This window comes from Ornithinimicrobium sp. INDO-MA30-4 (assembly GCF_021535045.1).
In the GTDB taxonomy this organism is placed as follows: domain Bacteria; phylum Actinomycetota; class Actinomycetes; order Actinomycetales; family Dermatophilaceae; genus Ornithinicoccus.
Genome location: NZ_CP091056.1, coordinates 569343 through 580732 on the forward strand (window position 1 = coordinate 569343; position 11390 = coordinate 580732).

The window sequence follows — 11390 nt, forward strand, 5'->3', positions numbered from 1 at the left end:
CTTTGCATTACTTGGCGCGCCAATTGGAAGCGGGGAGGACCCGCGATTCATCGCCCGTCGCATCGTCATTAGTGCCAGCGAAGATGTCGGCATGGCTGACCCGACAGCCCTGCAGACCGCAGTCGCGGCCCTGCATGCCGTGGCGCAGATTGGTATGCCGGAGGCACGGATCATCCTGGCTCAGGCCGTGGTGCACAACGCTGTCGCTCCCAAGTCGAACGCTGCCTACCTTGGCATTAATGCCGCTATCGCTGATGTTCGAGCGGGGCGCGGTGCTGCAGTGCCCGCCCATTTGCGCGGCACGAGTTATGCCGGAGCGAGCAAGTTGGGCCATGGCCAGGGTATCGCTACAGCCATGATGAACCGGCTGGTGTGGGGCCTCAGCAGTATTTGCCAGACGACCTGCAGGACGCCAACTACTACAACCCCACTGACCGGGGTTGGGAAGAACGGTTGAAGCCTCGTTGGGAGAAACTGCGAAAGATCATCCGCGGATCTGCGTGACGGCGGTCACCCGATTGCTAGGTCGAACAGATAGAGTGCCAGAGCACTGCACGGGAAGTTGAAGAGGAGCTATGGAAACCGCTGAAATTCGTCGACGTTGGCTGAGCTACTTTGAGGGCCAGGGCCACGCCGTGGTGCCCAGTGCCTCGTTGGTCAGCAAGGACCCGACGCTGCTCTTCACGATCGCTGGCATGGTGCCCTTCATCCCCTACCTCACTGGGCAGCAGACTCCGCCCTGGAAGCGCGCGACGTCGGTCCAAAGTGTGTCCGGACCTTGGACATCGAAGAGGTCGGCAAGACGACTCGCCACGGCACGTTCTTCCAGATGAACGGCAACTTCTCGTTCGGCGACTACTTCAAAGAGCAGGCCATCAGGCAAGCCTGGGAGTTGGTCACCGGCAGCCAAGACGAGGGTGGCTACGGCTTCGATCCCGAAGTGATTTGGGTGACGGTGCTGGATGGCGATGACGAAGCCGTCGAGATGTGGCGGGCGATCGCTGACATTCCGATGGAGCGGATTCAGCGACGTGGCCGCGAAGACAACTATTGGCACACCGGAGTCCGGCCCCGGTGGGCCGTGCAGCGAAATCTATGTTGACCGCGGGCCGGAGTTTGGCGCCGACGGGGTCCGGAAGCGGACGAAAACCGATACCTCGAAATCTGGAACCTCGTCTTTATGCAGGATGAACTCTCGCAGGTTCGCTCAAGGTCGACTTCGACATCGCTGGCGAGTTGCCGACAAAGAATATCGATACCGGCATGGGCCTCGAGCGCGTTGCCTTGCTGCTGCAGGGTGTCGACAACCTGTACGAGATCGATGAGATCTACCCGGTGATCGAGGCTGCCGAAGGGATGTGCGCGCGCAAGTACGGCGCCAACGAGCAGGACGATGTCTTGTTCCGCGTCGTGGCCGACCACATTCGATCGGCCTTGATGATCATGAGCGACGGGGTGACCCCAGCCAACGAGGGCCGCGGCTACGTGCTGCGCAGACTCCTACGCCGAGCGGTCCGCTCCATGCGGTTGTTGGGCGTTGAAACGCCGGTCCTGCCGACCCTCTTGCCGGTCAGCCGCGACGTGATGGGCAAGTCTTACCCAGAGTTGCAGGATGACTGGTCGCGCATCAGCCAGGTTGCTTTTGCTGAGGAGGAGTCGTTTAGGCGGACGCTGGTGAGCGGCACCGTGCTGCTCGACGACGCCGTGCAAAAGGTCAAGTCTGCTGGCAAGTCACAGTTGGGTGGCTCAGAAGCATTCGCTCTGCACGACACTTTCGGTTTCCCCATTGATCTGACCTTGGAGATGGCTGCGGAGCACGGCCTCTCCGTTGACGAGGCCGGATTCCGACGCTTGATGAACGAGCAGCGCGACCGGGCAAAAGCAGACTCAAGGCCAAGAAGTCAGGCCGCGGAGACACCTCTGCTTACCGCGCTATCGCTGACAACTAGGCAGCGTCGTCCAGTTCACTGGGTACGACGAGGTCAGCTCGAGGGTCGCGTCGCTGGATTGCTGCTCGATGGGCAAACGGTGCAGCAAGTCGAGGCTGGCCAAGAGGTTGAGGTTGTTCTCGACCGGACGCCGTTCTATGCCGAGGGTGGCGGGCAGTTGGCCGACGGCGGCACGATCCGCCTCGCCGGCGGCGCTGTCGTTGAGGTGTACGACGTGCAGTCACCGATTAACGGCGTCATCGTGCACAAGGCCAAGGTTGTTGACGGTGCGGTCGGAGTTGGTGAGACGGCATACGGCGAAGTGGATATCGCCCGCCGGCGTTCCATCTCGCGCGCCCACACCGCGACTCACATGGTGCACAAGGCGATCCGCGAAGCACTCGGCGAAACGGCGACGCAGGCCGGTTCAGAAAACGCGCCGGGCCGTTTTCGGTTCGACTTCAACGCCAACTCGGCCCTCCCCGCGTCAGCAATGGCTGATGTCGAGGCACGCGTCAACGCACTTTTGATGGATGACCTGCCGGTGCGCGCCGAGGTGATGACGCAGCAACAGGCTCACGATGCTGGTGCAATGGCGCTCTTCGGCGAAAAGTATGGCGATGAGGTCCGGGTTGTCTCCGTTGGTGACTGGGCGAGCGAATTGTGTGGTGGCACCCACGCACAGCGCTCAGGACAGTTGGGCCTGGTCAAATTGCTCGGCGAAGCCTCGATCGGTTCTGGTGTCCGACGTGTTGAAGCCCTGGTCGGCACCGATGCCTACAACTTCCTGGCCCGCGAGCATGCCGTTGTCGGCCAATTGACCGATGTGTTGAAGGTGCGCTCGAAGAGTTGCCAGAGCGGATCGATGGCATCTTGACCCGCCTTAAGGACGCCGAGCGCGAGATCAACGCCGCTCGTCAGCAGCAGGTTATGGCCGCCGCCTCTGGTCTAGTCCAGTCTGCGCGCGATGTCTATGGCGTGAGCTTTATTGGTCACGACGCCGGTGACGGCGTTGGCGGTGACGACGTCCGGACTTTGGTGACGGACCTGCGGGCTCGCTTGGGTGATCAGCGTCCCAGCGTTGTGGCCGTGTCGGGTACTGCAAAGGGCGCCCGGTTGTTGTCATTGCGACGAACCCGATGGCACGCGAGTGGGGTGTTAAGGCTGGCGCTCTCGTCAAGATCGCTGCTTCAACCCTAGGCGGCGGTGGCGGCGGCAAGGATGATTTGGCACAGGGTGGGGGCTCCGACGTGAGCAAGGTCGCTGAGGCCTTGCAGCGTGTGGAGCATGCCGTGGGGGAGACCGTCACTCGAGGCAGTTGATCGCACACCGGACCACCCCGAGGTAGCGGGTTCTTCACAGCATGAGGTGAATGAGCCCGCTACCCGGCGTGGTGTCCGCGTGGGCATTGATGTTGGGCAAGTCCGAGTCGGTATGGCAGCCAGCGACCCCGACGGCATGGTTGCCTTTCCCGTTCGAACCCTCAATCGCGATGTTGAGGGCTTAGCTGACCTGGATGAAGTCGTTCAGGAATGTCGCGAGCGAGAGGCAATCGAGATTGTCGTTGGGCTGCCGCGTCGCCTTTCCGGAGACGAAGGCGTGGCCGCTGAGCGAGCTCGCGACTACGCCCAGCAGTTGGATGAACGCTGCCCGGACCGTACTGTTCGGTTGTGGGACGAACGTTTGACTACGGTTGACGCTCACCGCAGCCTGCACGACAGCGGAGTGAAAAGCCGCGACCATCGAGCTCGAATCGACCAAGCAGCGGCCGTACTGATCTTGCAGGGAGCTCTAGACGCAGAACGACGTCTAGGCGCGCCCCAAGGTCACGTGCTCGGCCGACGCAAACCTCGCAAACCGCGAGCGAAACGACGAGGAGGCCCCCTGCTATGACTCCCCTGATGAGGACATGAACGGCGAGTTCACCAGCAGGCGAGCCTACAAGCAGTCAAAGGGCACGCGCGGCCGACACCCGGCGGCCGCAGAGACCCCGGACCAGCATGCGGCTGAACCTGCCGACGAAACTGGTCACGAGGCAGGTCACGAACTGGGTCACGAGTCTGATGCGGCGTGGGAAGGTGACTGGGGTGTCCCGGCCCACGAGGCCCACCCTGATGAGGTGCACCCGCATGACGTCCACTCGCATGACGTCCATCCTGATGAGGTGCACCCACACGATGCCCCCGTCTATGACGCCGATGGGCATCTAGTCGAGGATGACGTGCCGATCTATGACGATCACTACGCCGCTGGAGTCGCGCTACCTGGCGAGACCATGAACCACCGGGACCCGCGCCACGGCGTCGGTCCCCAGTGGTCCGCTACGGCAGCATTCTGGTCGCACTAGCGTTGGTCTTCGGCGGTGGCTACTTTGCCTTTAACGCCATCCGTGGTGCCTTGCCGACCTTCAGCATGAGCGAGTCGCAGACTGCTGAGGATTATGAGGGGGAGGGCACTGGCGAAATTGTCGTCACGATCCCCAGCGGTGCCGGTGGCGCTCAGATCGCTCAGATTTTGGCCGAAAACGATGTCGTCGCCTCGGCTGCGGCATTTACCGCCGTAGCCACCGTGGACAGCCGTTCACAGAGCATCCAGCCTGGTTCTTACACGCTGGCGCAGCAGATGAGTGCCCAGTCTGCGTTGGACCGACTTGTGGACCCGGCCTTCAAGGCGAGCGGAGTCACGATCCGCGAGGGCCTGTGGGTCGATGAGACGTTCGAGATTTTGGCTGATGGCACCGGCAATGAGGTAGCGGACTACGAGGCCGTCGATCCCGAGTCGCTGGATCTCCCCGATGCGGCAAACGGCGAGTTGGAGGGCTATCTCTTCCCGAGGACGTATGACTTCGCCGAAGACTCGACACCTGAAGAGCAACTTCAGACGATGATCGACCAGGGCAAGAAGGTTTTCGCTGAGGAGGAAATCCCTGAGGATGAGCTTGGCGACGTCATCATCGAAGCCAGTTTGATTCAGGCTGAGGCAGCATTCTCTGACGACCTGCCCAAGGTGGCCCGAGTCATCGAGAACCGGCTCGACGATGGCGAAGCCTTGGCGATGGACTCCTCCATTCACTTCATTTTCAAGAGCGTGGCTTGGCTGGCACGACTGATGAGCAGCGAGCGAGTGACAGCCCTTACAACACGTACCTACTCCCAGGTTTGCCGCCGGGGCCGATTGATAGCCCCGGACGTGCCGCGATCAATGCGGCGATGAACCCGGCAGATGGTCCGTGGAAGTTCTTTGTCACGGTCAACCCGACCACCGGCGAGACCAACTTTGCCGAGACGTTTGAGGAGCACGAAGAAAACGTGGCCCTCTTCCAGCAGTGGTGCGCCGGCAACCCGGATGACTGCTGACTTGGCTGAGCACGCGGCCGGCGTCGTAGGCTCTCCGATTGCTCACTCGTTGAGCCCGGTGCTGCACCGGGCTGCCTATCAGGCGTTGGGGCTAGACGGGTGGACGTACAGCCGGACTGAGGTCGTCGCTGGCGATCTAAGCCGTCATGTCGCCGACCTGCCTGCTCATCAGGTGGGACTGTCGGTGACGATGCCTGGCAAGCCGGAGGCTGTGGCCCTGGCGAGTGAGGTGTCCCAGGTCGCTCGTCAAACTGGAGCGGCCAACACGTTGATCGCTACCGCCAATGGCTGGTTTGCCGAAAACACTGACGTGGTGGGCGTGCAGAGAGCGTTGGCAGAGGGCGCAAGCCAACGCGGGCTCCGCACAACGCCTTGATCGTGGGCACGGGTGCTACCGCAAAATCGGTGCTGGTGGCACTCGTGGAGATGGGCGTGACAACAGCGTGGGTGCAAGTGCGCAGATCGGTCCGGCCCGATTTTGCCGAGCTAGCTCAGGCATTGGACGTCACTCTGATGCTCGCGGGCCGAGATGCCACGCCAATCGTCAAGGTCGGGTATGCCGTCAGCACCGCTCCAGGTGGCAGCGAACCGGCCAGTCTGGCTGGCTTTGATCTCAGCGATGCGACCGTGATGGATGTGGCCTATGGCCATGGACCCAGCCTTTGGTCCGGGCAGTGCGCCGAGCAGGGCGCAATTGCCATTGACGGGTCAAGGATGTTGCTGCATCAGGCCGGCGAGCAGGTGCGGCTAATGACTGGGTTCGACGCGCCGCTGGCTGCCATGGACCAGGCGCTTCGGGCCGCTCAACAGGGGAGTAGATCGTGTCTGGGTTTGAGGTTGTGGCGATCGTCGCTGGCCTACTTGGCGTGCTGGCGGGTGTTCCGCTGGGGCGTTGGCTGCGGCGAGTCACCTATCGCAAGCCCGATGAAGAGTCCATGGCGTTGCCTGGCTCCCGTTGGTGGGTTGCTCCAGTGCTGGGCGCTATCTTTGCGGCCCTGACCTGGCGCTTCCTTGCAGCGCCGGCGGCTACCAAGTTGGCTTCGACCCGGGAAGTGCCGATGGAACCATTGGCGCGGGCCAAATCCTGGCGCTCTTGACCTTCGCTGCGATCGCTGTCGCCTGCGTCTGTCTGGCAGCTATGGACCTTGATGTGCACCGACTGCCCGACCGGATCATGTGGCCCACGATGGGCGCACTGATCGTCGGGCTCTTTGTCGCTGCCGCCAGCGAAGGCTTGTGGGGCATTTTTGGTCGGGTGCTGGTGACCGGGTTGGTCTGCGGGATTGGCTATTTGGTGATCTCCTTGGTCTCGCTGGCGAGAGGCTCGCTGGCACTGGGGCTTGGCGACGTGAAGTTAGCCATGGTGCTGGGCGCCGGTTTGGGCTGGTTCGGCTGGCAGAGCGTCATGGTCGGCATGTACAGCGGCTTTCTGGTCGGTGGTTTGGTCGCCGCCATGTTGCTCGTTACGGGCAAAATCCGGCTGGAGGCGAGCTTGCCTTCGGTCCGCCGATGATGGTGGGCGCATTGATTGGGGCGCTATTGCCGCCCAACCTCATCTCACTGATCTTTTGACCCTGACCTATTGACCGACTGGGCAGCGTCCGCATTTTCGCGGGTCTGCATGCCTGGTGAGAGAATGGACCTATGTTGCGTTGGCTCACTGCAGGCGAATCTCACGGCCCGGCCCTAACCGCCATGATCGAAGGTCTACCCGCTGGTGTGCGGGTCGACCGGGAGGCTATTTCTGGAGCATTGGCTCGGCGCAGGCTGGGTTACGGGCGCGGTGCCGGATGTCCTTTGAAGTGGATCAGTTTGAGTTCAGCGGGGGCATCCGTCATGGCTACACTCTCGGCTCCCCATTGGCCCTGCGCATCGCCAACACCGAGTGGGCCAAGTGGGAATCCGTGATGAGCCCAGAGCCCGTCGAAGATGCTGCTATCGAAAAGGCAAATGACGTCGGGGCTCCCAAGGAGCTCGCGCGCAATAAGCCGCTGACCCGTCCTCGGCCCGGCCACGCTGACCTCGTGGGTATGCAGAAGTACGGTTTCGACGAAGCGCGCCCGATCCTGGAGCGGGCTTCTGCTCGGGAAACGGCCGCCCGGGTTGCCCTCGGCGCCGTGGCCTCTGCTTTCCTCGAGCAGGCGTGTGGCATTCGGCTGGTATCGCACACCGTGTCTATCGGCAGCGCTGGTGGTAGTGGCCCGGACACCGATGCGCCCCTGCTGGAAGACCTGCCGCGCCCCGACGATGTTGGCCAGATTGACGACGACCCCGTGCGGACCCTGAACACCGAACTATCGGCAGCCATGGTGGCTGAGGTTGACGCGGCCAAGAAGGACGGCGACACCTTGGGCGGTGTGGTTGAGGTTGTTGCCTGGGGCTTGCCGCCTGGGCTGGGTTCGCACGTGCACTGGGACCGGCGACTCGATGCTCGGTTGGCGGGTGCCCTCATGGGCATTCAGGCCATGAAGGGCGTCGAGATTGGCGAAGGCTTCCGGACGGCCGCCCGTCGAGGCAGCCTGGCACACGACGAGATCGTGCGCGACAACGACGGATTGATCGAACGGACGACCTTGCGCTCCGGCGGCACCGAGGGGGGCATGAGCACTGGTGGAGTGCTGCGGGTTCGCGCCGCGATGAAGCCCATCTCAACGGTCCCACGCGCCCTACGCACCATCGACACCGCTAGCGGCGAAGCAGCCACAGCGATCCATCAACGCTCGGACGTCTGTGCTGTCCCTGCCTCCGGGGTGGTCGCCGAGGCGATGGTCGCACTGGTGCTGGCCGAGGCAGTGCTGGAGAAGTTTGGCGGCGACAGCGTGACCGAAGTGCGGCGCAACCTGGACTCATACCTGCAGAGCATTCCCGAGACGATGCGAGGACACCTCGATGACTGAAACATCTCCATTGGAGCAACCGGAGCCAACGCGTGCACCTGTGCTCGTCTTGGTAGGCCCGCCCGGTGCTGGCAAGTCTGCGGTCGGAGAGGCCTTGGCCAAGGCACTTGGAGTCCCTTTCCGAGACACCGATGCGGCTGTTGAGCAGAGCACCGGGCGCTCAATCAGCGACATTTTTGTGCAAGACGGCGAGGCAGCGTTCCGATCGCTGGAACGAGATGAAGTGCTGAGCTCGCTCACCAGCCATGCCGGAGTGTTGTCCCTGGGTGGCGGCGCGATCATGGATGACGACGTGCAGGAAGCGCTCAAGGTGCATCCCGTCGTGTTCCTGGACGTGGGCATCGCCGACGCCTCGAAGCGGATCGGTTTTGACGCATCAAGGCCGATGTTGGTGGTCAACCCGCGTGCATCGTGGACACGGTTGATGAACATTCGCCGGCCGATCTATCAAGATCTCGCGACCTGGCGAGTCGACACGGCCGCTCGTGATGTTGATTCGGTCGTGGCTGAGATCCTCAGCGATGTTGAGGTCGCGACGGCATGACCGACATCCGCACCGTTGATGTTGGTGACGAATATCAAGTATTCATGGGTGCCGGTGCCATGGACCGACTGGCCGACTTTGTCCGCCCCGATCGGCGGGTGCTGGTGATCCAGCAGCAGGGCCGAGATGACTTGGCCCAGCAGGCTAGGGATGTCATCGAAGCCGCAGGTGGGCAGCCGCATCTCGCCATCGTCCCTGATGCCGAAGCCGCTAAAACCGTGAGCGTGCTGGCAGAGCTGTGGTCGCAAATGGGTCAAGCCGCCTTTACGCGCGACGATCTGGTGGTCGGGCTAGGTGGAGGGGCAACGACTGACCTGGCCGGATTTGCGGCCGCTGGTTGGCTGCGCGGTGTCGATCTGGTGCAGATCCCCACCTCAATGCTGGGCATCGTCGATGCAGCCGTTGGTGGCAAGACTGGCATCAACACCCCAGAAGGCAAGAACCTGGTGGGCGCCTTCTATCCGCCTCAGGGCGTCTTGTGCGATCCAGCGTGGATGACGACCCAGTCGCAGGCTGACTACGTGGCGGGTCTGGCTGAGGTCATCAAGGCCGGCTTTATTGCCGACCCCGTGATTCTTGACCTCATCGAGGCCGACTTTGCTGCCGCCGTTGACCCTAACGCTGAGGTTGCTGTCGAGTTGATGGCACGTGCGGTGCAGGTCAAAGCCACGGTCGTCGCGGCCGACCTCAAAGAATCTAACCTGCGCGAGATTCTGAACTATGGGCATACCTTTGCCCACGCCATCGAACTCAGTGAGAACTACACCTGGCGGCACGGCGATGCGGTGGCGGTCGGCATGATCTTTGCCGCCGAGCTCGGCCTGGCGCTCGGTCGGACATCGGCCGAGATCGTGGGGCGGTTGCGCACCATCTTGACCAAGGTTGGCCTGCCCACTGTGTACCGTGACGGCGACTGGGACAAGTTGCGCACTGCGATGGCTCGCGACAAGAAGTCTCGCGGCAACATGCTGCGGTTCGTCGTTCTCGACGACTTGGCCAAACCAGCCCGCGCCGAAGGCCCGAGTGAAGATGACCTGCTGCACGCATACAAGACAGTGTCTTAGGGTGACGAAGTGACCAAGAACGTACTCGTGCTCAGTGGCCCAAATCTCGCGGCCCTTGGCTCCCGCGAACCGGAAATCTATGGCTCCGTGACGCTCGCCGACATGATGGGCCAGCTATCCCTGGTCGCGGCCGATTTGGGGCTGTCCGTGGATGCTCGGCAGACCAACGACGAAAGTGAGTTGGTGGGGTGGCTGCACGAGGCTGCGAATGCGGGTCTTGACGTCGTCCTCAACCCAGCCGCCTTCACGCACTATTCGTATGCGGTGCGTGACGCGTGCGCTCACCTGGTAGGGATGGGGTCGTCCTTGATCGAAGTCCACCTGTCCAACCCCGCGGCCCGCGAGACCTTCCGGCATACCTCAGTCGTTTCGGGGGTAGCGACCGGCACGATTGCGGGATTCGGCGCTCGGTCCTACGAGCTGGCATTGCAAGCACTGGTGTCCCGCGAGCCATAAGTCGGGCCTGTCGGTCTTCACCCGCTAGACTAGTCCCCGATCCCAGCGCAGAGCCACGATTTGGCGTGCTCGCTGGCCTTGACAATTTAAACGAAAGAGTGACTGTGGCATCCACAAACGACTTTAAGAACGGCCTTATCCTGCAGATGGATAACGGACTCTGGCAGGTGCTGGAGTTCCAGCACGTGAAGCCGGGCAAGGGCCCCGCCTTCGTGCGGACCAAGTTGAAGAACGTGTTGAGCAACAAGATCATCGACAAGACGTTCAACGCTGGCACCAAGGTCGAGACCGCAACGGTCGACCGCTCTGACATGCAGTACCTCTACAACGACGGTACTGACTACATCTTCATGGAAGCCAAGACGTTTGAGCAGATCCCGGTTTCGGGCGAGGTCTTGGGCTCCGCTAAGGACTTCTTGCTGGAAAACGGTGACGCGATGATCGCCCGTTACGAAGGCAACGTTTTGTACGTCGAATTGCCGGTCACCGTGGTCTTGGAGATCTCGCACACCGATCCCGGCTTGCAGGGCGACCGCTCCACCGGTGGCACCAAGCCCGCGACGCTGGAGACTGGCGCCGAGATTCAGGTCCCGCTGTTCCTCGAGACCGGCACCAAGGTCAAGGTCGACACGCGTGATGGCTCCTACCTCGGACGGGTGAGCTAACTAGCGTGGCAGCCAGGACTAAAGCGCGAAAGCGTGCCCTGGAGCTCCTGTTTGAGGCCGAACAGCGTGACCTCGACGTGCGTGAGTTGCTGGAGGCGCGGATCGCCGCGCCGACCACGCAGCACCCTTTGCCTGAGTACACCGTTGAGCTCGTTCGCGGGGTTCTTGATCAATGGCAGGTCATCAACGAGGCGCTGTCGACTTACAGCATGGGCTGGTCACTAGACCGGATGCCGTCAGTGGATCGAGCGGTCTTGCGCGTCGGGACCTGGGAGATCGTCTGGAATGACGACGTGCCGGACGTGGTTGCCATTTCTGAGGCCGTTGAGATGGTCCAGGGCATGTCCACGGATGACTCGCCAAAGTTCGTCAATGGGTTGCTGGCGCGGATCGCGGACGTGAAATTTACTTTGGTTTAACGACCATCGCAGGACCATTAGAGTGAGGGTCACCACTCATCCTTTAACCACCGTCCAGTGA

Annotated in this window: 15 protein-coding genes and 3 pseudogenes; all 18 read left to right on the forward strand. The window is 62.1% G+C overall.

Going from position 1 to position 11390, the window contains the following annotated elements; all coding sequences use genetic code 11:
- Positions 1 to 67 precede the first annotated feature (67 nt).
- Positions 68 to 504 (forward strand): annotated as a pseudogene (locus L0A91_RS19500) (hypothetical protein).
- Positions 505 to 575: 71 nt separating this feature from the next.
- Positions 576 to 1102, forward strand: a pseudogene (locus L0A91_RS19505) (alanine--tRNA ligase-related protein).
- Between the two features lie 134 nt (positions 1103 to 1236).
- Positions 1237 to 2805 carry an alanine--tRNA ligase gene (alaS, locus tag L0A91_RS19510; protein WP_397333781.1) on the forward strand — a complete coding sequence of 523 codons (1569 nt, stop codon included), beginning with the start codon at positions 1237 to 1239 and terminating at the stop codon, positions 2803 to 2805.
- Positions 2778 to 3128 carry a DHH family phosphoesterase gene (locus tag L0A91_RS19515; protein WP_397333782.1) on the forward strand — a complete coding sequence of 117 codons (351 nt, stop codon included), beginning with the start codon at positions 2778 to 2780 and terminating at the stop codon, positions 3126 to 3128. The genes alaS and L0A91_RS19515 overlap by 28 nt, the downstream gene beginning before the upstream one ends.
- Positions 3068 to 3250: a DHHA1 domain-containing protein gene (locus tag L0A91_RS19520; protein WP_397333783.1), complete on the forward strand. Its 183-nt coding sequence runs from the start codon at positions 3068 to 3070 to the stop codon at positions 3248 to 3250. Before L0A91_RS19515 ends, L0A91_RS19520 begins: the two co-directional genes overlap by 61 nt.
- 79 nt (positions 3251 to 3329) lie before the next feature.
- Positions 3330 to 3821: a Holliday junction resolvase RuvX gene (gene ruvX, locus L0A91_RS03335; RefSeq protein ID WP_311197980.1), complete on the forward strand. Its 492-nt coding sequence runs from the start codon at positions 3330 to 3332 to the stop codon at positions 3819 to 3821.
- A 16-nt stretch (positions 3822 to 3837) separates the two neighbouring features.
- On the forward strand, positions 3838 to 4275 hold the full coding sequence (locus tag L0A91_RS03340) for a hypothetical protein (protein WP_235245863.1): 438 nt from the start codon (positions 3838 to 3840) through the stop codon (positions 4273 to 4275).
- On the forward strand, positions 4242 to 5141 hold the full coding sequence (gene mltG, locus L0A91_RS03345) for an endolytic transglycosylase MltG (protein ID WP_260115278.1): 900 nt from the start codon (positions 4242 to 4244) through the stop codon (positions 5139 to 5141). The genes L0A91_RS03340 and mltG overlap by 34 nt, the downstream gene beginning before the upstream one ends.
- Positions 5087 to 5284: an endolytic transglycosylase MltG gene (locus L0A91_RS17180; protein WP_260115279.1), complete on the forward strand. Its 198-nt coding sequence runs from the start codon at positions 5087 to 5089 to the stop codon at positions 5282 to 5284. Before mltG ends, L0A91_RS17180 begins: the two co-directional genes overlap by 55 nt.
- Complete coding sequence (locus tag L0A91_RS03350; RefSeq protein ID WP_235245864.1) at positions 5274 to 5660, forward strand: hypothetical protein; 387 nt, start codon at positions 5274 to 5276, stop codon at positions 5658 to 5660. The genes L0A91_RS17180 and L0A91_RS03350 overlap by 11 nt, the downstream gene beginning before the upstream one ends.
- A 2-nt stretch (positions 5661 to 5662) precedes the next feature.
- On the forward strand, positions 5663 to 6283 hold the full coding sequence (locus tag L0A91_RS03355) for a hypothetical protein (RefSeq protein ID WP_235245865.1): 621 nt from the start codon (positions 5663 to 5665) through the stop codon (positions 6281 to 6283).
- 94 nt (positions 6284 to 6377) lie between these two features.
- Positions 6378 to 6797: a prepilin peptidase gene (locus L0A91_RS03360; protein WP_235245866.1), complete on the forward strand. Its 420-nt coding sequence runs from the start codon at positions 6378 to 6380 to the stop codon at positions 6795 to 6797.
- A gap of 131 nt (positions 6798 to 6928) precedes the next feature.
- Positions 6929 to 8209 (forward strand): annotated as a pseudogene (gene aroC, locus L0A91_RS03365) (chorismate synthase); the annotation flags it as partial.
- A 12-nt stretch (positions 8210 to 8221) separates the two neighbouring features.
- The gene (locus L0A91_RS03370; RefSeq protein WP_397333843.1) at positions 8222 to 8725 is read left to right on the forward strand and encodes a shikimate kinase; all 504 of its coding nucleotides are present in this window, start codon (positions 8222 to 8224) and stop codon (positions 8723 to 8725) included.
- On the forward strand, positions 8722 to 9789 hold the full coding sequence (gene aroB, locus L0A91_RS03375; RefSeq protein WP_235245869.1) for a 3-dehydroquinate synthase: 1068 nt from the start codon (positions 8722 to 8724) through the stop codon (positions 9787 to 9789). Before L0A91_RS03370 ends, aroB begins: the two co-directional genes overlap by 4 nt.
- Positions 9790 to 9798: 9 nt before the next feature.
- Positions 9799 to 10245, forward strand: a complete 447-nt coding sequence (locus L0A91_RS03380; RefSeq protein WP_235245870.1) for a type II 3-dehydroquinate dehydratase — start codon at positions 9799 to 9801, stop codon at positions 10243 to 10245.
- 104 nt (positions 10246 to 10349) lie between these two features.
- Positions 10350 to 10910 (forward strand): elongation factor P, encoded by a 561-nt coding sequence (efp, locus tag L0A91_RS03385; RefSeq protein WP_235245871.1) that lies wholly within the window; start codon positions 10350 to 10352, stop codon positions 10908 to 10910.
- Between the two features lie 5 nt (positions 10911 to 10915).
- A complete protein-coding gene (nusB, locus tag L0A91_RS03390) occupies positions 10916 to 11329 on the forward strand; it encodes a transcription antitermination factor NusB (protein ID WP_235245872.1) in 414 nt (137 codons plus the stop codon).
- Positions 11330 to 11390 lie beyond the last annotated feature (61 nt).

Coding starts and splice junctions, on each gene's coding strand:
- aroB (WP_235245869.1), top strand. CDS start 8,722: ATGACCGACATCCGCACCGTTGATGTTGGTGACGAATATCAAGTATTC.
- L0A91_RS03340 (WP_235245863.1), top strand. CDS start 3,838: ATGAACGGCGAGTTCACCAGCAGGCGAGCCTACAAGCAGTCAAAGGGC.
- L0A91_RS03350 (WP_235245864.1), top strand. CDS start 5,274: ATGACTGCTGACTTGGCTGAGCACGCGGCCGGCGTCGTAGGCTCTCCG.
- L0A91_RS19520 (WP_397333783.1), top strand. CDS start 3,068: ATGGCACGCGAGTGGGGTGTTAAGGCTGGCGCTCTCGTCAAGATCGCT.